We start from the raw sequence: 23072 nt of genomic DNA, 5'->3' as shown, positions 1-23072 counted from the left end.
TTATAATCCTTTGATTTTGATTTCATCAACTGGAAGGAAGATTTCACCTGTATCTGTGTATTTCATGGTGACCTGATCGCCTTCTTTTAAATAAATGACAAGAGGTTCTTTTTCAGATGACATGGTGTAGCTTTTACCATCGTCTAGCAGGAAGGTGACGGTTGTATAATCACCGGTCTTTTCTTTATAGACTCGTTTGACTTTTCCTGTAGCTTCTTTCTTTTCCTGCTTAGATGAACTGTTGACGGTGCCGCCGCCTTTTTGAAGAGCTGTCTTATAGGCTCTCAACGCTTCGTTTGGTGTTGAAGCGTACGCAGCGATTTCAGGATTGGCTGCAGAAACGATAAAGTAGTTTTGCAGGAATCCATTTGAATCGAGAACCGGTGTGAGCCAGCTGGCTTCTCCATAGAAATTATAGAGAATGGGCATGCGCCCTTTCCATTTCTTCTCGATGAATCGTTTTTCAATAATTTGCAGAGCGCCTTGAGAATCCATGTAGGACTCTTCAAGATTACCGGTATAATAAGTCGCTTTTCCTGTCCGGGCATTTGTCAGGGCATACCCAAGCATCGAATCAACGCCCTCTTTCGGACTTGTGAAATCTGTGAAGTAATACATATCTCCTTTTGAATCAAACACTGGACTTACATTGGCTTCTGTTCCTTCATCTGAAGGCAGCTTCACATCTGATTTTCCAAACATACTGTTCCAGAACCCGTGAATATAGTTTCCGAAATAACTGTTTTGCAGACTGACCGCTTCTGGTGAAACAGCGCCATCAATAAAAGCAGGTACTTGATCTAGAGCATATTTCTTCGTTGCACCTGTTTTGGCATCAACAACGACTACGCCGGAAGCTTTAAAGCCGTTTCGGGCAGAGATAAAATCGCCATACGTGCGAATGTAATAAGGTTTTCCATCATCATTGATTTCCAGCTGTGTGTCGCCGTAGAAAATCAAATCAGGATACTGAAGGCGGATATGCCGCTCAATTTCTTTGTTGAAATAAGAGGAAGGTGTGTAAACCATCTCTGTTTTCACAAACTTTGGATTAGCAGATGAGTCGGTCGCACTTAATGTAAAGTAACCCGGCGTACTGCCCGAACGAATCCATTTAAAGAAGTCTGAGAACTCCACTGGGGCGATGTACACATACTCACCGTTGACCTTCTGGATTTGCAGGCTGCCAAGCTCATAGTAGCTTGTGTTTGGAACCTGTCCGAACGATTTCTTCATTTTGTTCCGAGCAAATTGAGGCGGTACACTCGCAGGTGTTTCCGTCTCATCAAACGCTTTGATTTCCACTTTTTGTTCCATTTTGGAGACATCAAATTTCTCATTCGCATTGAATAGAAAAGCTGTCGCCATATAAACACCGAGCAGTAATAGAATAAGAAACAGCACGCCTTTGATCTTACGCTCCAATCCAACTGACAAAAAGGCACCTGCTGCTGTCACAACAAGTCCAATCAACCATAGGGATGAAGGGTTACGATCTAAATTGGTGATGTAATAGTAAATAAAAATACCGACCATGAACAGCAAAGCAAGGCCTGCAATCCACATAAGCGGAACCTGCTGTTCTGTTCCTTTCTTTCTAACGAACAATCTGAGCGGTGTGAGCAAAAGGGTCAAAATCAGACCGATCACAACCGAAAATAACAAAATATATCCCACAAACAGATCTCCTTTCAAATCAATCACTCTTTTAGTATATACGAGTGAGACGGGGAAAAGATTCAGAAGAATCATACCAATTCGATTTTATGAAAAAATGAGTTGAAAAGGGCCTTTTAATATTTCGGTAGGTTAAATGATATTGTCCTTGCGCTAGATGATTAGATTTTAGTGAATATTTTGTGGACTTAAACTTTAATTTTTATCTCCGAGGGGTATATTCTTTTTTATTCATTACTTTAGGAATTTATATTGTAATAAATAAGATGTTAAAAGATAGAGATATCTTTTAAACAGTATAAAGATTCATTTTAATTTTCTACAGAATGAAATAGTTATAATATTCCTAGTATGTTATATTGTATTTTATATAGTTAATATTAGGAGATAATTTAAATTGAAAAGACGTATTCCTTTTCTCATTATTTTTACTTTAATTGTATCGTTATTTTCACCGTCTGTAACATTCAATATTAATCGAGAGGCTTCTTCAAGAGACAAAAGTGTCCAAATTGGTTATAAAGAAGCCGATGCTGTATGGGGTCTTGTCATCCGGACTATTTTTGTAAACGGGGTGAAAGCAAGTAAACATTTGTATAAATCAATAAAATATGCCCCTAAATATCCTGCTGGTTTTAAAGCTGTTCAAAATGGGACTAAAAAAGTTACAGTAAATAATAAGAAGTTGTTATCTGAGTTAAAACAGATTGAAGGAGGGACTTGGAAAAAAGTATATAAAGATGGCTATAAAGACGGAAAAAAGGTTTCTGTACATTATTTTCAAAGTAAATCTGGTTTGGTGTATGATGTGAAAGTTAAAAAAGGTTGGAGTGTGAAATGATTTATGAATAAAATAGAACTAAGATATTCTTCACATGAAGATTTAGATAGGATTATTGTTATAAATATCATTGGTATAATCATATCGCTAAAAGAAGGTTTAATCACTATAGAAGAAGCGGAAAAGCTCATGTTCAGTCCACGAACAATCGATGTTTTAAAAAAGAAAGGGATAAATGAAGAACTGATAAATATACTTCATTTGGGAACAGAACTTGAAGATGTAGAAAGTTTAATACCACATGAATTAAGTGATAGTTTAGAAGAAATAAGGGTAAAATGCTTAAGATTTTTGGAAAGAAATATAGAAAATGAAGTTGAAAATAATGTGGTAGATTGTTGAGCTAAAAGTGTATATTATAAAATTTTGAGTAAATCTTTTTTGATTTATTGATTAAAACGATGAATTCATAAAAAGAGAAGTCTGTGCAAACAGGCTTCTTTTTTATAAGATGGGAACATAAGGAAATGTATGCGCTCACATAAATAAGGGAGGAGTGAAGTAAATTGGCTTCTGTCAGTTTAAGTAGTATTGAAAAAATACGAGCAGCAAGCAGGGGATTGCCGCCAAAGCTGAAAGGAATTGCAGAACATATTACGAGTGAGCCCCGCGACATCATCCATTTGTCTATTGTCGAGCTTGCGAAAAAGACAGCGAGCTCAGAGGCAACGATTTTTCGTCTTTGTAAAAGGCTTGGATTTGAGGGCTTTCAAGATTTGAAGATTGCTATTGCCCAGGAAATAGACCAAACAAAGCCTAATTATGTAGATGAAGAAATGAGTCTTGATGATGATACAGCGATTTTTATGCAAAAGGTTTTTCAGGCGAATATATCCGCTTTAAAGGATAGCTTTCAATTGTTGAATCCAGAGGATGTAGAAAAGGCCATACAAATCATACATGAAGCGAAACGCTTAGAGTTTTATGGGAGTGGTGGGTCTGGACTCATTGCAACAGACGCTTTTCATAAATTTATGAGGACAGGTATCAACTGTATTGTTCACACAGATTCTCACTTTCAAGCGATGTCTGCTGGTCTCCTTGACCAGCACAGTACAGTGATCGGTATATCTCATTCTGGACGTAATAAAGATTTACTCGATGCGATGAAAACAGCAAAGGGAAAAGGAGCCAAAACCATCGGCATTACAAGCTATCAGCGCTCTCCATTGAGTCAGCTTGCAGATGTCACGTTGTATACAGCGACGCAAGAAACGGCTTTTCGAACAGAAGCGATGTCTGCAAGACTTGCTCAGCTGACTGTCATTGACGTTCTATATTTTGCACTTGCTCACTTAAGGCAGCAGGAAACAATAACAAATTTAAAGCAAATGCGAGAAACCATATCACAAAAAAGGGTGTAATGATTCCAAAAATAAATTTTTCTGATGATGAAAAATGCTGCTATGGTAACGATTGTGAGCTTTTGGATGAAAATAATTTTCTTTTCGGTCGTTGAATGTCGAAAAAATTATTTTTATAATGGGATTTAACAGGTATATCAAAAACTTCATATCTGATTTCAAATCAATGATTGGGCGTGATACAGATGAAGGGAAACCAGGCGGTAATTGGTTTGGATATTGGAACAACAAGTACAAAGGCGGTTCTGTTTGGACCACAGGGGAAAGTAATAACGAAGCATTCAGTACCTTATGATCTCATTCAGCCCCAGCCAGCATGGGTTGAGCAGGACCCTGAAAAGATATTAGAAGCCGTCATTGCGAGTGTAAGAGGTGCATTGACGAAAGCAGCATTTGATGTAGCAAATCTCATCGGCATCGGGATTAGTACTGCGATGCATTCCTTAATTGTGATGGATGAGGATGGCAAGGCGTTAACGAACAGTATCATTTGGGCAGATAACAGAAGTGCAGAACAAGCGAAACGAATCTTATCAGATATGGATGGCTTCCACATTTATAAAAGGACAGGTACACCGATCCATCCAATGTCACCGCTTTCAAAAATACGTTGGATCAAGGAAATGGCACCTGATCTCTTCAAGAAGGCAGCGAAATTTATTTCTATCAAAGAATATATTCTTTATCATTTCTTCGGTCAGTATGTCGTCGATTATTCAATCGCTTCAGCAACAGGTCTGTTCCATTTGGAAACGCTTCAATGGGATGAACAGGCGCTTCGTATTGCTGGAATTGAAGCCAGTCAACTGTCTGAACTTGTCCCAACGACGTATCAGCTGAGAGGACTTCAGCCTGAGATTGCACTGCGCATGGGCATTAAAGAAGATACACCATTTGTGATTGGTGCGAATGATGGCGTTCTAGCGAATTTAGGTGTTGGCGCGATTGGAAAAGGAGAGGTGGCTGTTACGATTGGGACAAGCGGTGCGGTCCGTACGGTTGTAGACAAACCAATCACAGATGAGCAATCAAGAACGTTCTGCTATGCGCTGACAGATAAACATTGGGTTGTGGGAGGACCGACCAATAATGGCGGGATCATGCTGAGATGGCTGAAGGATGAATTTGGATCTTCAGAGGTGGAGGTAGCAAAGCGCCTTGGTGTGGACCCTTACGATTTAATGATGGATATTGCGGAAAAGATTCCAGCAGGCTCAGAGGGACTGCTGTTTCTGCCATTTTTATCGGGTGAGCGTGCACCTTATTGGAATCCAAATGCGAGAGGCACCTTCTTTGGGATCGGTCTTCAGCATAAGCGGGAGCATTTTATTAGAGCTGTGTTAGAAGGCGTCATTATGAGTGTTTTCTCGATCGGTGTTGCTTTAAGAGATTTAACCGGTTCTGCAAAGGATGTCAGAGCTTCGGGCGGATTTGCACGAGCTCCGCTGTGGCGGCAAATTTTAGCGGATACGATGGGCAGAGAAGTACTTGTTCCAGAAAGTTATGAAGCGTCAGCACTTGGGGCGGCTGTCCTCGCACTTCATAGTTTAGGTCATATGGAAGAGATAGAAGAGGTTCAAGAGTGGATTCGAATTTCTGCCCGTCATGAACCTAATATGAAGAACAATGAAACTTACATAGAGCTGTTTTATTTATATGAGCGTCTCTACGATAAACTGAAGGATGAATTTGATGTCATTAGTGCGCTGCAATTAAAACAAAATCGTTAAACATCAGGGAAAAGGTGGGAGAACATGCTTTTATTCATCGTGATTGCGGCGATTGTCCTTTTACTCATTCTCATTACAATCGCTAAGTTGAATCCATTTGTGAGTTTAATTATTACTTCGATGCTAGTGGGCTTTGCTACTGGAATGGATTTGCAGGAAATCATTCAATCGATTAAAACGGGATTAGGCAATACGTTATCATTGCTGGCAATTGTTCTAGCGCTTGGTACAATGCTTGGGAAAATGATGGCTGAATCAGGGGGAGCAGAGCGGATAGCTCAAACTTTAATCGGCCGGTTTGGGACGAAAAATGTGCATTGGGCAATGATGTTTGTTGCCTTTATCGTGGGGATACCTGTCTTTTTCCAGGTCGGTTTCGTTCTTCTCATTCCTTTACTTTTTACAATTGCTATTGAAACAGGCATCTCGCTCGTGACAATTGGGCTCTCGTTAATTGCTGGCTTGTCTGTCGTGCATGGACTAGTGCCGCCTCATCCAGCGGCAATGGCAGCCGTTGGCATCTATCATGCCAACGTGGGGAAAACCATTTTCTTTTCTATAATTGTCGGATTGCCGACAGCGATTATTGCTGGACCGCTGTATGGTAAGTGGATTGGAAAACGGATACATAAACCAGTTCCGGAGATGCTGAGAAAGCAATTCACTGAACGAAATGAAGATCGAAGGCTCCCCGGCTTTGCGAATACGATGTTTACCATATTGGTGCCGGTGATTCTGATGCTTCTTGCCACATTGGCGGACATTATCTTACCAGAGGACAATATGTGGTTTCAGGTATTCAAGTACATCGGGGATCCAATTACAGCACTGCTGATTGCAACGGTGTATTCTTTCTTCAGTCTTGGCTTTATGCAAGGAATGAGCCGTGACCGAGTGCTTTCATTTAGCAACGAGTGCTTAGGACCAATCGCTTCCATTTTGCTTGTCATTGGAGCAGGCGGGGCTTTTAATAATGTGCTCATTGATTCGGGCGTTGGTGATTATATTGCAGATGTAGCCAAACACTCGCCGATTTCACCGATTTTGCTAAGCTGGCTAATTGCTGCGGTGATTCGTGTAGCAACAGGATCTGCGACGGTCTCTATGATGACGGCAGCAGGTATTGTAGCCCCAATTGCTGCAACTATGCCGGATGTGAGCAGAGAGCTGCTTGTGTTAGCAACAGGAGCGGGTTCGTTAATTTTATCTCACGTCAATGACTCTGGTTTCTGGCTGATCAAAGAGTATTTTGGTATGACCATTAAAGAGACGTTTTTGACATGGACGGCTATGGAGACGATCATTTCCGTTAGTGCTATTGCATTTATTATGATCATTAATATGTTTATATAGCGAACAACAGCCTGGTTCTTTGGAATTGGGCTGTTTTTGCTTGTTGTGATACCACTTTCTTCAGATTGGGGTAAAATAATGATATTGAGATGTGGGAGGCGGACACGATCGAACCATTAAAACATGTGTACCATGAATTATTTATTCAAGAATTAGCGGAGAAACTTGTACAGGCTTCGACTGTATTTGATGCTGAGCAATTCCAGCGGCTCGTGCTTCAAGAGGATTGGCAGCAGCTTGAGTTAAAAGGACGGATGAGAAGAGTCACTGAATCGATGCATGCCTGTCTGCCTGAGGATTATAAGCAGGCAATTGAGGTACTGCGTCAGGCAGCGCCGCATTTTTCAGGGCTTAGTGCGCTCGTATTTCCAGACTATGTCGAGACATATGGCCTTGCACATTGGGATCTCTCGATCAAGGCGCTCGAATTCTTCACGCCTTTTTCCACTTCTGAATTTGCCGTTCGGCCATTTCTGATTCAAGATCAAGACAAAATGCTGGCGCAAATGCTCGTATGGTCTCAGGATCAAAATGAGCATATACGGAGGCTTGCTAGTGAAGGCTGCAGACCGCGTCTGCCATGGGGCTTATCTGTTCCTTCGCTTAAAAAAAATCCTTCGGTCACACTGCCGATTTTGGAAAATTTGAAGTCTGACTCGGCGCGGTATGTGCAAAAAAGTGTAGCGAACCATCTAAATGATATCTCAGCAATTCAGCCTGATCTGATGAAGCAGACAGTTCAAAACTGGTATGGAACCAACAAACATACGAACTGGATTGTCAAACATGCATCCCGTACTTTACTCAAAAAAGGAGATCCAGATATCATGGCTTTGTTTGGCTATGGAGACGATCCATCCGTTCAGGTAACGGATTTGAAGATAGTACAAGACCCTATTCGGATCGGTGAGAAAATGACTTTTCATTTTACACTTCAGGCCGATAAGCCGCTAAAGCTGCGTGTAGAGTATGCCATAGACTACGTCAAAGCTCGGGGGACCCGCAATCAGAAGGTATTTAAAATTACAGAGTTTGAAACAGGCTCAGCGTTACATAGAGAATTCGTCAGGTCACAGTCTTTTCAAAATATGACGACGAGAAAACATTATGAGGGAACCCATACTTTATCGATTATCATCAACGGTATCCCAAAAGAGTCGATTGATTTTGAAGTGACAGAAGCCAGCAGCTCATGAAAAAACCCGCCTCAATGGCGGGTTTTAGCGTTTAAGCCTTCTTTTTCATTAAGAATGAAGCAATGATGGCTGCAACTAAGAAACCGATGCTGATAATCGAGCTAGGCAAGTTTTCTGGTCTGAATAGAAACATCACAAAACTCACACTTAGTACAAGACCTGCAAATAAAGTCAAATACGGAAACAGCCACACCTTAAAATACGGCTCCTGTGGATATTTCGGGCGAAGTTTCAGATGTGCCATGCAAATGCTAATCCAAATGAGTGAAACAGCAAAACCAGGAATAGCCAGCATATAACTGAAAATTTGCTCAGGATATAAGTAAGCAAAGAATGTTCCGATGAGAAGAAATAGAACGGTCACCCATAAACTCAAAATGGGTACGCCTCTTTTATTGACCTGTGCCAGCCTTTTCGGACCGCCATCTGATTTAGAGAGAGAATGCATCATTCTCGTCGTTCCATAAATGCCAGAATTGGCCGCAGATAAAACGGCTGTAATCAATACAAAATTAATGAAGTGAGAGGCGCCTTGCATACCGGCTGCTGAAAAGACTTGAACAAATGGGCTGTTATTTGGATCAATTTGATTCCAAGGAATGAGTCCGCAGATGATCAAAATCGGCAAAGTGTAAAATAAGATAATACGCCACATCATACTTTTAACAACACCAGGCAAGACCTTCTCTGCATCCTTTGTTTCTGTAATGGTCAGCCCGATCAATTCAGAGCCCCCGTATGAGAAGATAACGACTAATAAAGATGCAAAGATCGCACCCCATCCGTTCGGGACGAAGTTTTGATAGTTGGTGAGTGCAGGTGTGCTTTGTTCGTTCGGAATGATCCCAAATAATAGGGCTGCACCGAGAATAATAAACACAATAATAACGAAAATCTTCATTCCAGCGAACCAAAACTCAATTTCACCAAAGTATTTTACATTATTTAAGTTAATTCCGATGACTAAGAGTGAGCTGAGTAAACATAGTGACCATAGCGGCACATTCGGCATCCAGTATTGAAGCAAGCTACCTGCCGCGATAATCTCAATGACACACACAGTGAGCCACATGAAACAGTAAACCCAGCCGACGACAAATGAAAAACGTTGACCAAGCGCAATCTGTATCAGGTCGCGAAGGTTATTTCCCGGATAGACAATCGCCATTTCAGCTAAGGCTGCCATCACGATGAGCAATAATAATCCGGCAAATACATAGGAAAAGATGACCCCAGGACCTGCTAAACCGATTGTATCGGCACTTCCTTTAAAAATTCCTGTACCAATGACCCCGCCCAATGCAATCATGCGAATGTGACGCGGTGATAAAAGCTTTTTTAATTCTTGTTGTTCCTGATTCGCGCTCATGACGTTCTCCTTTTTTAAAAATGCTTATGTTCCATTTTCTTTTTTCGGGACGTCAGTGTCAATATAAAAAAAGAGATTTTTCAGACAAAAAAGGCGGTTGTTTCTTTCAAATGAGCCGTTTTTTTCCATAAATCCTTTCCATCATCCATCACCAAAATCTGAAACTTCGTGAAAAAATGAACATTTGCCTTCATTATGACATAAACAATTTTCAGTTTTTGTCGATATATCTTTTGTAATACTAAAGTCCTAATAAAGAATTGTTTATAACTGTAAAATATTTCAAAAATGTATGAAGAAGTGAAAGGAGTTATGAAAGATGTTTATGAGAAAAGCAAATGATTCGTCAGCGGGAACCCTTTTAAATGAGAGCAGTCGATTAGTAGAACGAATTGAGAAGGGAGACCTTTCAGCAAGAATAGATACTGCTGCATTCTCTTCAAGTCAAACGATTGAAGCAGTAGCCCAAATAAATGAAGCTTTGCAAAAGATGCAGGAAGTAAATGAAGATATTCAAATGCGGATGAATTTAGTGACAAAAGCCATTCAAGTTGGTTTATGGGATATGATCGTTGTCGCTGGAGATCCGGTCAATCCAAAAAATGAGTTCACATGGACGGATGATTTCCGCAAAATGATCGGCTTTCAAAATGAGCACGATTTTCCAAATGTTTTAGACAGCTGGGCATCTCGAATCCATCCGGATGAACAAGAATATACCTTAAATGCATTCTCTTCGCATTTATTGGATCATTCGGGACATACACCATATGATATCGAATATCGCTTGAAGTTGAAAAACGGAGATTATCGCTGGTTCAAAGCAACTGGCACGACCATTCGTGATCGAAATGGTGTCCCTCTTCGTGTAGCGGGAGCTCTTTTTGATATTCATGATCAGAAATTGAAAGAAGAAGAGCTGCAAGCATTCGTGACGAGATATGACTTGATCAACCGTGCGCTTGTGGAAGCTCCTTGGGACATGGTCGTAGAGGCCGGCGATCCAGTCAATCCGAATAACGAGTTCTGGTGGTCCCCGCAGTTCAGAAAAACGCTTGGTTTTACGGATGAAAAGGATTTCCCGAACGTGTTAAGCAGCTGGAGCGATCGCCTGCATCCTGAGGATCAAGAAAAGGCTCTCCAAGCTTTTGCAGATCATTTAAATGATCACTCTGGACGCACACCATTTGACATTGATTACAGATTGCAGAGCAAAAATGGCGAGTATCGCTGGTATCATGCAGGTGGTGAAACCATTCGTGATGAAAAAGGTGTTCCTCTTCGTGTGGCTGGAACCATTCGTGACATCACGTTAGAGAAAAACAAAGAGAAAACAGCGAATGAAATGGCTTCACAAGTAGAACAGCTTTCAAGTTCGATCAGCGAGATGGTATCAGGCATCAGCTCTGTGACAAACCAAGCGCAAGAGCTTGCTGTCGCACAAGAGCAGTCAACATCTGCTGCCAATCTAGCAAAAAATAGTGCAGATGAGACGAAAAATATTTCTGACTTGATCAAAGAAGTAGCGAACCAAACGAACCTGCTTGGTTTAAATGCTGCGATCGAGGCAGCGAGAGCTGGTGAGCAAGGAAGAGGATTCTCAGTCGTTGCAGATGAAGTGCGTAAGCTGGCGCTTCATAGTGCCAATGCAACGGAGAATATCGAATCTAGTTTAACAGAAATGAAAACACAAATTGATGAAATTCTTGAAAATATCTCGAACATGACAGCTCTTACACAAACACAGGCTGCTTTAACAGAGCAAGTAAATGCTTCAGTCGATGAAGTGAACCACATGTCTCAGCGCCTTGTGGCCTATTCAAAGAGTATTTAATCACCAAAAACCGCCCTCTCATAGACGGCGGTTTTTTCATTAAAATTGATCTGCTGGGAAAACAATGCCTGCATCTTTTCTTGCAGCTTCAAGGACTTTCATTACAGAGAGACTTTCATCAAGCCATGCATAGCACTGTTCATAATTTTTTGTTTCAATGATGTGCTGAAAAGCTTCTGTTTCATAAAACAGACGGTTTGAATTTGTTTGTGCATTGAGTGAGGTCACCTGATCATTCACATGAAGTAACACTTCCTCGCAGCCATTCGCCCCATTTTTCACATGAATGAAGCCTTTTTCTCCTTGAATCAATGCAAAATTCATGCTGCTTGTATCCTTACTGCCGACACTTGTCGCAATGAAATCATTGTAGGTGAAAGTCAAAACACCAGATGTATCGATGCCATTTGGGTGACGGTTTGCCTGGTAGCGGACCTGTTCTGGTGATCCGAAGAGGTTCATGATGAAATGGACATTATAGATATTAATATCCATCAACGCTCCTCCGGAGAATTCAGGGTTAAAGACATTTGGCGTTTCGCCGGCTAGCAGCTGATTATATTTGCTTGAATATTGACTATAGTTACATTGAACCAGTTTGATTTCACCTAATTGATGAAGATGCTTTTTAATCAAATGATAGTTTGGCATATGAATGGTCGTAATGGCCTCAAATAAGAGAAGCTGCTTTTCCTTTGCGAGTGCGATTAAGGCTTCCAGCTCTTTGACATTAGAGGTGAAAGGCTTTTCGCAAATCACATGTTTTCCGTGTTCCAATGCAGCTGCGGCATGCTCGCTATGTAAACGATTCGGTGATGCAATATAAACGGCTTCAATGTTCGGATCTTCTAGCATAGCCGTTAAGTCCGTATAAGTTGTTTTCACACCAAATTGGTCTGCGAGCTTCTTTGCAGTTGCTTCCTTTCTTGAATAGACGGCATGACAAGAAGCGCCTTCAAGCTGTTCAATCGCTTGCAAGAAGCTTTCCACAATCACACCTGTTCCAATGGTTGCAATGTTCATTCTACTCAAAACCCCTTCCACTCGTTTGATATCAAGTAAAGCTTTCTCTAGTATAACTGATGTTTGAATTGCACGTGCACTTGAGGCCTGGGCGGAGAGGGGCGCCAGTGGCAAACACCGGCACATCTTTGGCAGCCCTTACAATTAGCTGATGTTCGCTAATGTTTGTTTTGTTAACAATTGAATGGCAGCCTTCCTCTTTTTTAACTCTTGAATGGAGTGTTGAATATCCTCAACTTTTTGTTCGAGCAGCTGTTCAGCTTCTGTTTTTGATTGTTTTTCAAATAGTGATTTGATAATTTCGCGAATTTCTTTGAGTGAGAAATCTAGCTTTCTTGCTTCTGTGATAAAGGAAAGCATGAGTACATATTTTTTATCATATAAACGATAGCCGTTATGTGCTCTCTTTGGTTCGGGGAGCACACCCTCATTTTCGTAAAAACGAATGGTTTCAATATGCACACCAGACAGTTTTGACAATTTACCTCTAGTAAACGTAATCATTCCATGCACCTCCTTTCTTTGCTATCCATCATACAATTAGATTTGCTAGTTTCAAAATGTTCAGTCGTGAACATTTGTTTTCATTTTCCCATTGGAAAAGGGCACAAACTCTGTTTAAAGCAGGATGAATAGAATACGATATAATAGAGTAGGCAGATGACAATTTTGTTACAGGTGAGAACAAGTAGACAGCGTGATGAAAAAACGATAGGCTAAAATAGGTAAATAGTAATGATATAGCCTGTCATCATATAGATGATGGCTCAAAATAGTGACAGCACGTTTTTTGCTGAGAAAAGGGGACCAGTGAATGTATAAATTAGTTGCAATTGATATGGATGGTACGTTATTAAATGATCAACATATGGTGCCAGCTGAGGTGTTTGAGGCCATTCAACAGGCGAAAGCAGAGGGAGTTAAGATTGTATTATGTACAGGACGACCTATTGGCGGAGTGAATCGCTATCTAGATGATCTTCAGCTCAATCAAGAAGGAGACTATGTGATTGCCTACAATGGGGCGCTTGTCCAAAACAGTCATACAAATGAAGTGGTGTCAGAACTGACGTTATCCTATGAGGATTTGACTTCTTTATATAAGCTGAGCCGTGAGCTGGATACACCGATGCATTATTTCGATTCCGCTCATTTGTACACACCGAATCGTGATATTAGTGAGTACACAGTACTTGAATCTTATTTAACAAAGCTGCCGCTTAAATATTTACCTGTTGAAGAGGCAGATCCCTCAATGAGACTTCCGAAGATGATGTATATTGATCAGCCAGAACGGTTGGAAAAGACGATACAAGCCATTCCATCTGAAGTGAAGGACAAGTACATGATGGTGAAAAGCACAGATTTCTTCCTTGAAATCCTGCATCCTGAAGTCAGCAAAGGGAATGCCGTGAAGCTGCTGGCGAAAGAGCTGGGGATTGCTCGTGAAGAGGTCATGGCCATTGGTGACAATGGGAACGACGTATCGATGCTGGAATTTGCGGGCTGCGGCGTTGCCATGGGAAATGCCATTGATGATGTCAAAGCAGTAGCGGATGTTGTGACAAAATCCAATAATGAAGCCGGAGTAGCACATGTCCTGCATGAGTTAGTTTTAGGAAAATAAACAAAAAAGCGGTCTACCAGTGAGGTAGCCGCTTTTTTATATGTGAGAGAAAAAGTAAACAAGCATCCGTCTGCTGCTCAAATTTGTTTTTTGCAGCATCGCCTTCACATGATCATGGACGGTATGGGTTGAAATAAATAAGGTACTGGCGATTTCCTTTGTAGACTGTCCCTTTAATAAGCAGTCGAGGACGTTCATCTCTCTTTCTGTCAGCCGGTACGTTTTTGCCGCATAAGGAAGAATATCATTTGTTTGGGCTCTCTTGATATGAATCATGACAGCCTCTTCCTGTCCGGCTGCCTGTGCTAATCGAAATGCTTGAAGAGAGAGGAACAGCCCCGTTGGCATTCTCGTCATGATTGCCGCTGTTTGGTCGATACCGCCGTATAAAAGTTTAGCCCCTAATGCTCTGAACGGGCGCGGCATGGTCGCCTTGTCATGGATTTGTTCAAAGGCTTGAAATGTATGAAGCCAATGAAGCCCTGTCTCATTTCCATAAAGAAGATTGTAATCGTGTGAGAGAATGAGGAAACCTTGCTGCTCCGCTGCGTCATCCTCTTCAGTATCTCTTTTCTTGAAAAGTTCATCTCTTAGCTTGGCTGCGAGTCTGGGCGTTTGTTCGATGACCGCTCGGATATCTTGTTCTTGAAAAGGTTCCTTGTCCTTTAGACGATATAGGCTGGCAATACCCCAGCATTCTCCTTGAATCACAAGGGCTGCCCGCAATTCATCAGACCATCCTTTAGGCAACAAAATGTCTCTGTAGCGATCACTGTTGAGATATTCCCCGCTTTGGACTAAGCTCGCAGCATGAATAGGGCCTTTGGCTAGATACTCATGTAGATGCACGTCCTTTTTTAAGAATTCATTTTGAAACAGTTGGTCATGAATTTCTTCAATCGGTTCATCTGTGAAGGAACCCGTCGAGAGGAGAGTGGCTGGATCAATGGTCGTGATACAGGCGGCATCAAAATCAAGGACGGCAGCAAGCTCGTCCCGAATGTGTTGTCTCAGCTGCTGAAAATGAGTGGCTGGATTGGTCACATGATCTCCTCCTCGAAAAATCCCCACTTTTAGGGATCGTGTTTTCTGATGTCTCTTTTTACAATAAAGATGTCATACCGTTAGTGTACAGGAAACGATGTAAAGCGGAAAGGAACTGGAGGGGAAGGACATGAAAGGAAACCAGTATTGGCACGATCCCGTTGCTGAGTCATACGCAGCTACGATTGCCCATAAAGTACCCGGCTATCAGCTATTGCATGAGTTGACATTAGACGTATTAGAAACTGAATTAAAGGGAGCGGCTTCTCGCATTCTGACTGTTGGAGCGGGCGGGGGCGAAGAGATCATCAACATGCTACAAAGAAAAGAAGACTGGCTGATCACAGGGGTCGATCCGTCGCCTTCTATGCTGGATATGGCGAAAAGGCGAGTTGGACAGCTTCAGATGGAGGCGCGTGTCACATGGCATGAGACCGTATTAGATAAGGTTTCTGCTGAACCTGTTTACGATGCAGCGATGAGTTTGCTTGTGATTCATTTTATAGAAAGGCGCCAGTCCTTTTTGGAGGAGATTGCCCGCAGGCTTCAACCAGATGCACCGCTTGTGTTGGCATTTATACAGGGAGAGATGAAGTCCCATACATTTCAACAGGAGCTTTACATGCTTTCTCTTTTCATGCAGCGGCAGGGTCTAGAAAAAGAAGTGTTTACATCCTTTAAAAACAGGCTGGGACACGCGACACACCCTGTTCCTGAGGAAGAGATAAGAGAGCATTTAATCAAAGCGGGATTTGAAGACATCAGACCTTATTTTCAGGCAGGAATGATCAAAGGGCTTGTTTGCAAGCGAGGTCGTAGAGAGGCGGATGAGAAATGAGATCACAGGTGATGGTGATTGGCGGCTATGGACATGTTGGACAGCAAATATGTCTGCAGTTAAGTGAAGTGTATCCGGGACAAATTGTTGCGGCAGGCAGAAGCTATGAGAAGGCAGAGAAATTTTCACGCCAGTCAAAAGGGAAAGTTCGTCCTTATCAACTAGATGTCAGTGAGCCGCTATATTCGGACTGGATGGATAAAACAAAGCTGGTGATCATGTGTCTTGATCAAGAAGATCCGTCATTTGCTGAAGCAGTTCTGCGGTCAGGCATTGATTATATTGATATCTCCGCGAAAGGGGCGTACATGGAGCAGGTGGCAAAGCTGGATCAGCGGCACATCGGTGCAACGGCTTTGCTCAGTGTCGGGCTTGCGCCTGGCCTTACGAATTTATTGGCAGCGAAAGCAGCATCTATGCTCTCATCAGTGAATCAAATAGATATAGGGATTATGCTTGGGTTGGGTGATCAGCATGGAAAAGCCGCTATTGAATGGACGCTTGATCATGTCCATACTGACTATGTGCTTACTAAGCATCATCAGCGTAAAAGAGTCAAAAGCTTTACTGGAGGTAAACGGATAGACTTTGGTGGAAGTCTTGGAAAGCGGCATGCCTATCAGTTCCCCTTCTCTGATCAGCAGACATTGCCTTCGACGCTCCGCGTGCCTTCTGTGACGACAAGGCTTTGTTTTGATTCCCGCGCGGCGACGCGTGCATTTGCCTTCACAAGGAGTCTCGGAATGACGTCCCTTCTCACTGTGCCGAAAATCAAGAAACGAGCCATTTCCATGATTCAATCTGCTCAAATGGGAACAGATCAATATGCAGTGAAAGTGGAGGCTACAGGAATGGACGGGAACAAGATTCATCAAGCAGCGCTTGGAATAAAAGGACGCGATGAGTCTCAAGCAACAGCTCAAGTCGCCTCTGCTGCGGCATTGCATTTATTGAGCAGGCGGTTTCAGACAGGTGTTTTTCATATCGAAGAAGTATTTTCTCTAGCGTATGAGAACGGTGATTTTGCTTTGGTGGATCAAACAACGAAGGAAAAGCGGGTGTTAGCGTTGAGAGCCAGCCTGTTAACGGCATAAAATAAGACTAGCAGAATGCTAGTCTTTTTATGATGAAGATGACACATCTCCTTTTTTCTTGATGCTCGCTGTAATGAGCTGTGTCAATGTGTCAGAGCCTTTTGTTGAAAGGTGAACACCATCAGGCTGAAAATAAGATGGCTGTCCAGTAGCGGCTGAATGCCAATCGACAAGGGTCACATTGGAATGTTGATCGGCCACTCGCTGAATGACTGCATTCACATCATTTTCCCAAGACCTTGGGACTCTCGTGTTCACAAGGAAAATGTGCGCCTTTGAAAATTGTTGAATGAATGCTGTCAATGTGCCCTCAGTAAAATAGCCATTCGTGCCAAGCTCAATAATAACAGCGGCATCAGATTGATTAAATGAAGCATATTGAGGAGCGATGCTGACGGCTTCGTTCATTTGTCTGCCAACCTTTGCATCGATGGTGATTTGTGCATATGCTTTTTCAAGATTCGGCGCAATGTCCAGCATGACGGAATCACCAATAGCAAGAATTTGGTGAAACTGTTTCTGATCTGCTGCTTTCTTCTCGTGTTTTTCTTTCTTTTTCTTAGCTTTTGGTTCCGCAGAGTCTCCTGCTTTTTTCGGTGCCGTCTTAATTTGTGTCACTTCCTTGGCATGTGGGGACGTATGGGACGAACTGGACATGCCAATGGTAAATAAGATCAAAAGAGCTGCTGCGATTCCAAGGAACACTTTATGAGACGTAGACCATTGTTTGAATCCCTTTTTCCAAATAGACCAAGAGGCAAAATATTGTCTGAAGCCAAGCCGGCGAATCGGCTGTTCGATGAAGCGGTAAGAGGCCTCTGCAATGAGTAAAATGGCCATGAGCTGCAATGCGACACGCCCCATAGAAGGCTGTCCAATTTCAATGACAGGGGTGGTCAGCACGATGATGGGATAATGCCACAGGTAAATACCATAAGAACGCTTTCCGAGCCAGACGAGCGGCTGATAGGAGAGCCATTTCCCTAAAAGACTTGCAGGGTGGCAGATGCACGCAATTAAAATCGCTGCATTTAGACAGAATAAAAGCATGCCTCCTTGATAGAGAAAGCCGTCAAATTCGTCCACTGCATAAACACACAAAAGAAAAACCGCAAACGAACCAAAACCAGCGATATGTAAAATACGTCTGCCAACAGGAAGTAACTTTTTGCTGGACAGTCTTTGCATGGGCCATACAAATGCCAGGCTGCACCCAATCAGGAGCGCAAATGCACGAGTATCTGTTCCGTAATAAACTCTGCTTGGATCCGTATCTGGTGAATAAAGAATCGCCATCCATAAGGCGGAGACAAGTGCAAGGCCAAAGGTGATCATTGGCAGATGGGATCTATTTTTCACCCATTTTAGCCCTGCAATCAATAGAATCGGCCAAATGATATAAAATTGCTCTTCTATCGCCAAAGACCACAAATTTTTCAGTGGAGATACAGCGTTGAAGCTATCAAAATAAGACAGCTGATGGAAGATGTACCACCAGTTACTGACATAAAAAAAGGACGATAAGGCATCGCCACGAATGGACAATAGTGCATTCGAACCCACAATCGCACACCAGCTGACGGTTAAAAAAATCATCACGTAAGCAGCTGGAAGAAGCCTTCTGATCCGGCCCATCCAAAATGGTAAAAGCTCTTGATAGCCCAGATCCTGCTTATGTAACAAGATCGTCGTAATCAAGTATCCAGAAATCACAAAAAACAAATCAACGCCAAGAAACCCGCCGCTTGCAGGTCCGATATGTAAGTGATAAGCAATGACTGCCAATACAGCAACAGCCCTCAGCCCATCTAATCCTAATATATAACGTAAACGATTTTCCTTGCTGTTCATGAAAATGAATCCCCCATTTATGTCAAAACGCTTCTTTTTTGTTGTCATTCCAAAAGAACAACGATTCTTTTATTTTATATAAGATTAGACGGATCAGCATCACATTTTGTTGGCGAATTTCTGTCTTTTTTTAAAATTTTTATATAAAGAAAGAATTGATGGCCTGGAAGGCTGCCTTATTTTTATACTCAAAACCAAAATCCCTGTCATAATAAAAGAAGAAGGAAAGGGGATGTGTGGAATGAGAACGATTGAAAATGATCAGTTATTGATTCAGGTCAATGAGAGAGGTGCTGAGGTCAGAGAGGTGCTTCACAAGGAAAGTGGACGTCACTATATGTGGTCTGGCGATCCTGCTTATTGGGGCAGGGTGTCGCCAGTCTTATTTCCAATTGTCGGACGATTAAAGAATGACCAATACAAGATAGGTGATCAAACCTATGAGCTTGCGCAGCATGGATTCTTGCGGGATGTTGATTTTGATTTATATGAAGAAACGAAACATACGGTGACCTTTCAATATGAATCAAAAGGCCGCCACATCGAGCAGTATCCTTATGAATTTACCGCCCGTATTCGATACGAGCTGTCGGAAAATGGTCTGACGATTTCCTGGGAAATTGATCATGACGGAGATGACACGATGTATTTCTCCATTGGAGGGCACCCCGCATTTCATGTCCCGCTTGTTGAAGGTGAGCGCACAGCAGATTACTACCTGACATTGACCCCTTCCACTGAGTATCTTCCTGTCCAATATGAACTAAAAAATTCACTTGTCAGGGAGAAAGAAAAAGGCATTCAACTTGAACCGATTCAGCTTCGACCAGAGCTTTTTCAGCATGATGCGATGATCTATAGCCATATCAATCGAGTGTCATTGATTTCTCAGGCAGGTCACGGGGTTGAGGTTGATCTCACTGGTTTTCCGTTTGTTGGTATTTGGTCACCTTATAATAAAGAAAAAGGCACAATGGCTCCATTTGTATGTATTGAGCCTTGGTACGGTATTGCCGATGTTGAAGGGGCGAATGGGCAGTACAAGGAAAAGTTCGGTATTCAAACTTTAGAGAAGAATGAAACCTTCCAAGCCGCCTATACGATTTTCTTCAAATGAACATTTGTGCATGATAAGATGAACATTTTGTTATGATAGAAGAAAAAAGGAGGTGTACGAATGGATCGGGAGAAACAACAACTGAGTATTGAAGCGGCAAGGCTTTATTATTTATCGGATTACAGCCAGCAGGAAATTGCCAAACAACTCGACCTGTCGAGACCAACTGTGTCTCGGCTGCTTCAATATGCGAAGGAGAAGGGGTACGTCCAGATAACGGTAATGGACCCATTTGAAGACTTAAATGAGCTATCTTCATTGCTCAAGGAAAAATATGACCTGCTCGAAGCTCATGTGGTGTTTTCGCCCAAAGATGATTATCCAACGATTACCGAATACTTGAGCCAATTTGGTGCCGAGTACTTGCAAGACACAGTGAAAGACGGTGATATCGTTGGTGTGAGCTGGGGAACCACCATGTATCAAATTGCCCAAAAGATGCAACCTAAACAGGTCAAAGGTGTGGAGGTTGTCCAGCTGAAGGGTGGGATCAGCCACTCCCATGTGAATACATATTCTGCGGAAACCATCCAGCTGTTTGCTGAGGCCTTTCAAACAGCACCGCGCTATTTACCGCTTCCTGTTGTATTTGATAGTGCTGCCGTCAAGGAGATGGTTGAGCAGGACAGACATATTCAGCGCATCATTGAAATGGGGAAACAGGCGAATATTGCTGTGTTTACTGTTGGAACGGTAAGAGATGAAGCACTTTTGTTTAGACTTGGTTATTTCCGTGAAGAAGAAAAAGCGCTGCTCAAAGCATCCAGCGTCGGAGACATCTGTTCGCGCTTTTATGATCAGGAAGGGCGCATTTGCAGTGAAGCGATTAACAACCGCACTATTGGTGTGGAGCTTGATGATTTAAGGACAAAAGAACGCTCCATTCTTGTGGCTGGCGGACATCGCAAGGTTGCTTCTATCCACGGGGCACTAAGAGGAAAATATGCGAACGTATTGATTATTGATCAGCATACAGCAAAGGCTCTTTTAAATGTCACAAAATAGATGAACAAAATTTCATAACTATGTTTACAAATGTTCATCGGTCATATATGATGAAAGTATCATAATTAAAAGGAAGTGTAAGCATGACGATAGCAAAGCTCATTGATCATACAGCACTAAAACCAGATACATCTAGAGCTGCCATTATGCAGTTACTTGAAGAAGCAAAAACTCATCAATTTGCATCCGTTTGTGTGAATCCAACTTGGGTATCTCTTGCAGCGAAGGAACTAGCAGGAACAGGCGTTGATGTATGTACAGTCATCGGTTTCCCGTTAGGTGCAAACACAACAGCAGTGAAAGCATTCGAAACAAATGATGCAATTGAAAACGGTGCAACTGAAGTGGACATGGTCATCAATATCGCGGCATTGAAAGACGGCGAATATGATGCAGTTGAACAAGATATTCGTGCAGTTGTAGACGCAGCAAAAGGCAAAGCCTTAGTGAAAGTCATCATTGAAACTTGTTTATTAACAGATGAAGAAAAAGTCAAAGCTTGTGAGCTTTCAGTAAAAGCTGGCGCTGATTTTGTGAAAACATCGACTGGATTTAGTACAGGCGGTGCAACAGCTGAGGATATCGCATTAATGCGTAAAACAGTTGGACCTGACATTGGTGTGAAAGCATCAGGCGGCGTGAGAACAAAAGAGGACGTTGAAGCGATGACAGCTGCAGGAGCTACCCGCATTGGTGCGAGTGCAGGCGTTTCTATTATCAAAGGGGACCAATCAGCTCCTTCGAAAGACTATTAATTCATACGATCCTATGGTAGGATAACATTCGTGACTCATAAATGATGAAAAAGTCATATGCGGAAGGATCTCACTTCTGGGAATTTCTTCCGCACTTTGTTTACTAAATAGGGTTTGTTCCATACAAGCGCATTAATGTAAACGAATTCATTCGAGGAGGAAAAACATGAAATACTTGATTGGTATCATCGGTTTGCTGGTGATTCTCGCCATTGCATGGCTGGCTAGTAACGGGAAAAAACGAGTAAAATTCCGTCCAGTATTTGTCATGATTGTACTGCAATTTATTTTAGGTTATATTCTGCTCAATACAGGTGTTGGAAACTTCCTAGTCGGCGGCTTTGCAAAAGGATTCCAAATGCTTCTAGGCTATGCCGGCGAAGGAATCAACTTCGTATTTGGCGGGTTAATGAATGATAATGCGTCAACTTTCTTCATCAACGTCTTACTGCCGATCGTCTTTATTTCGGCATTGATCGGTATTTTGCAGCATTGGCGTATCCTTCCGCTTATCGTACGCGGAATCGGTTATTTGCTTAGCAAAGTAAACGGTATGGGAAAACTAGAATCTTACAACGCAGTAGCGTCTGCGATTTTAGGACAATCAGAAGTGTTTATTTCTATTAAGAAGCAGCTTGGATTGTTACCTCAGCAGCGTCTTTATACATTATGTGCATCTGCGATGTCGACAGTTTCGATGTCTATTGTCGGTGCGTACATGCAAATGATTAAACCAGAGTACGTGGTCACAGCACTTGTGCTGAACCTATTTGGTGGATTTATTATCGCGTCTATTATCAATCCATATGAAGTAGCTAAGGACGAAGACATGCTCGAAGTCGTTGAAGAAGAAAAGCAATCCTTCTTTGAAATGCTTGGCGAATATATTATGGATGGTTTCAAAGTAGCGATTGTTGTCGCTGCGATGTTGATTGGATTCGTTGCATTAATTGCGATGATTAATGGAATCTTTACAGCTTTCATCGGTGTTTCTTTCCAAGATGTACTTGGATATGTGTTTGCTCCATTTGCTTTCCTTATCGGTGTACCTTGGAGCGAAGCCGTACAAGCAGGAAGTATTATGGCAACGAAAATGGTATCTAACGAATTTGTGGCAATGCTTGCTCTAAATGGAGATAGTGTGCATTTCAGTGCTCGTACAGAAGCGATCATTTCTGTATTCCTTGTGTCATTTGCGAACTTCTCTTCTATCGGTATCATTGCTGGAGCAGTCAAAGGCTTAAACGAAAAACAAGGGAACGTTGTCGCACGCTTTGGATTAAAGCTGTTATTCGGTGCAACACTTGTCAGCTTCTTAACAGCAGGCGTTGTCGGTTTGATTTACTAATTTAAA

General features: G+C 42.1%; 20 protein-coding genes. 14 read left to right on the top strand and 6 right to left on the bottom strand.

Annotated features, from left to right (window positions below; genetic code table 11):
• The gene (locus C6344_RS13795) at positions 1–1677 is read right to left on the bottom strand and encodes a hypothetical protein (protein WP_060597628.1); all 1677 of its coding nucleotides are present in this window, start codon (positions 1675–1677) and stop codon (positions 1–3) included.
• A gap of 397 nt (positions 1678–2074) precedes the next feature.
• Between C6344_RS13795 and C6344_RS13790 the strand changes: the two genes are divergently transcribed.
• The 6 genes from C6344_RS13790 to C6344_RS13765 all read left to right on the top strand — a co-directional run bounded on the left by C6344_RS13790 (position 2075) and on the right by C6344_RS13765 (position 8161).
• Positions 2075–2518, top strand: a complete 444-nt coding sequence (locus tag C6344_RS13790) for a hypothetical protein (protein WP_024427564.1) — start codon at positions 2075–2077, stop codon at positions 2516–2518.
• Positions 2519–2521: 3 nt separating this feature from the next.
• A complete protein-coding gene (locus C6344_RS13785; RefSeq protein WP_045210169.1) occupies positions 2522–2860 on the top strand; it encodes a DUF3969 family protein in 339 nt (112 codons plus the stop codon).
• Positions 2861–3024: 164 nt separating this feature from the next.
• Positions 3025–3882 (top strand): MurR/RpiR family transcriptional regulator, encoded by an 858-nt coding sequence (locus C6344_RS13780; protein ID WP_060597627.1) that lies wholly within the window; start codon positions 3025–3027, stop codon positions 3880–3882.
• 185 nt (positions 3883–4067) lie between these two features.
• Positions 4068–5612: a gluconokinase gene (gntK, locus tag C6344_RS13775; RefSeq protein ID WP_106073013.1), complete on the top strand. Its 1545-nt coding sequence runs from the start codon at positions 4068–4070 to the stop codon at positions 5610–5612.
• Between the two features lie 24 nt (positions 5613–5636).
• The gene (locus C6344_RS13770) at positions 5637–6965 is read left to right on the top strand and encodes a GntP family permease (RefSeq protein ID WP_034660515.1); all 1329 of its coding nucleotides are present in this window, start codon (positions 5637–5639) and stop codon (positions 6963–6965) included.
• 89 nt (positions 6966–7054) lie between these two features.
• A complete protein-coding gene (locus C6344_RS13765) occupies positions 7055–8161 on the top strand; it encodes a DNA alkylation repair protein (RefSeq protein ID WP_060597625.1) in 1107 nt (368 codons plus the stop codon).
• Positions 8162–8192: 31 nt separating this feature from the next.
• Here the strand turns inward: C6344_RS13765 and C6344_RS13760 are convergent, their stop codons facing one another.
• Positions 8193–9530, bottom strand: coding sequence for an amino acid permease (locus C6344_RS13760; RefSeq protein ID WP_106073012.1), 1338 nt, complete (start codon positions 9528–9530; stop codon positions 8193–8195).
• Positions 9531–9849: 319 nt separating this feature from the next.
• On the opposite strand from C6344_RS13760, the gene C6344_RS13755 reads away from it, so the two are divergent.
• Positions 9850–11364, top strand: a complete 1515-nt coding sequence (locus C6344_RS13755) for a methyl-accepting chemotaxis protein (RefSeq protein ID WP_060597623.1) — start codon at positions 9850–9852, stop codon at positions 11362–11364.
• Between the two features lie 39 nt (positions 11365–11403).
• Here C6344_RS13755 and C6344_RS13750 read toward each other — a convergent pair whose 3' ends face one another.
• Together C6344_RS13750 and C6344_RS13745 are read right to left on the bottom strand one after the other, a co-directional pair.
• The gene (locus C6344_RS13750; RefSeq protein WP_060597622.1) at positions 11404–12387 is read right to left on the bottom strand and encodes a Gfo/Idh/MocA family protein; all 984 of its coding nucleotides are present in this window, start codon (positions 12385–12387) and stop codon (positions 11404–11406) included.
• Positions 12388–12531: 144 nt separating this feature from the next.
• Complete coding sequence (locus C6344_RS13745) at positions 12532–12891, bottom strand: MerR family transcriptional regulator (RefSeq protein WP_060597621.1); 360 nt, start codon at positions 12889–12891, stop codon at positions 12532–12534.
• Between the two features lie 310 nt (positions 12892–13201).
• On the opposite strand from C6344_RS13745, the gene yidA reads away from it, so the two are divergent.
• Complete coding sequence (gene yidA / locus C6344_RS13740; RefSeq protein ID WP_066031521.1) at positions 13202–14014, top strand: sugar-phosphatase; 813 nt, start codon at positions 13202–13204, stop codon at positions 14012–14014.
• Between the two features lie 36 nt (positions 14015–14050).
• On the opposite strand, the gene C6344_RS13735 is transcribed toward yidA, so the two are convergent.
• Positions 14051–15058, bottom strand: a complete 1008-nt coding sequence (locus C6344_RS13735) for a helix-turn-helix transcriptional regulator (protein WP_106048017.1) — start codon at positions 15056–15058, stop codon at positions 14051–14053.
• Positions 15059–15188: 130 nt separating this feature from the next.
• Here C6344_RS13735 and C6344_RS13730 point away from each other — a divergent pair, with 130 nt between their 5' ends.
• Both C6344_RS13730 and C6344_RS13725 read left to right on the top strand, forming a co-directional pair.
• A complete protein-coding gene (locus tag C6344_RS13730; RefSeq protein ID WP_106073011.1) occupies positions 15189–15896 on the top strand; it encodes a class I SAM-dependent methyltransferase in 708 nt (235 codons plus the stop codon).
• Positions 15893–16990 (top strand): saccharopine dehydrogenase family protein, encoded by a 1098-nt coding sequence (locus C6344_RS13725; RefSeq protein ID WP_106071288.1) that lies wholly within the window; start codon positions 15893–15895, stop codon positions 16988–16990. Before C6344_RS13730 ends, C6344_RS13725 begins: the two co-directional genes overlap by 4 nt.
• A 27-nt stretch (positions 16991–17017) precedes the next feature.
• On the opposite strand, the gene C6344_RS13720 is transcribed toward C6344_RS13725, so the two are convergent.
• Positions 17018–18841 (bottom strand): acyltransferase family protein, encoded by a 1824-nt coding sequence (locus tag C6344_RS13720; protein ID WP_106071289.1) that lies wholly within the window; start codon positions 18839–18841, stop codon positions 17018–17020.
• Between the two features lie 241 nt (positions 18842–19082).
• Here C6344_RS13720 and C6344_RS13715 point away from each other — a divergent pair, with 241 nt between their 5' ends.
• The 4 genes from C6344_RS13715 (at position 19083) to C6344_RS13700 (ending at position 23066) form a co-directional block, all read left to right on the top strand.
• Positions 19083–19958: an aldose 1-epimerase family protein gene (locus C6344_RS13715; protein WP_060597616.1), complete on the top strand. Its 876-nt coding sequence runs from the start codon at positions 19083–19085 to the stop codon at positions 19956–19958.
• A gap of 60 nt (positions 19959–20018) precedes the next feature.
• On the top strand, positions 20019–20963 hold the full coding sequence (gene deoR / locus C6344_RS13710) for a DNA-binding transcriptional repressor DeoR (protein ID WP_034660503.1): 945 nt from the start codon (positions 20019–20021) through the stop codon (positions 20961–20963).
• A gap of 83 nt (positions 20964–21046) precedes the next feature.
• A complete protein-coding gene (gene deoC / locus C6344_RS13705; protein WP_060597615.1) occupies positions 21047–21718 on the top strand; it encodes a deoxyribose-phosphate aldolase in 672 nt (223 codons plus the stop codon).
• Positions 21719–21884: 166 nt separating this feature from the next.
• On the top strand, positions 21885–23066 hold the full coding sequence (locus C6344_RS13700; RefSeq protein ID WP_106048022.1) for a NupC/NupG family nucleoside CNT transporter: 1182 nt from the start codon (positions 21885–21887) through the stop codon (positions 23064–23066).
• Positions 23067–23072 lie beyond the last annotated feature (6 nt).

The sequence above is a fragment of the Bacillus sp. GBSW19 genome, from assembly GCF_002998655.1.
Lineage (GTDB): Bacteria > Bacillota > Bacilli > Bacillales > Bacillaceae > Bacillus.
The sequence above is the reverse complement of the archived record's forward strand: the minus strand, read 5'-3'. Positions and strand labels throughout refer to the sequence as shown.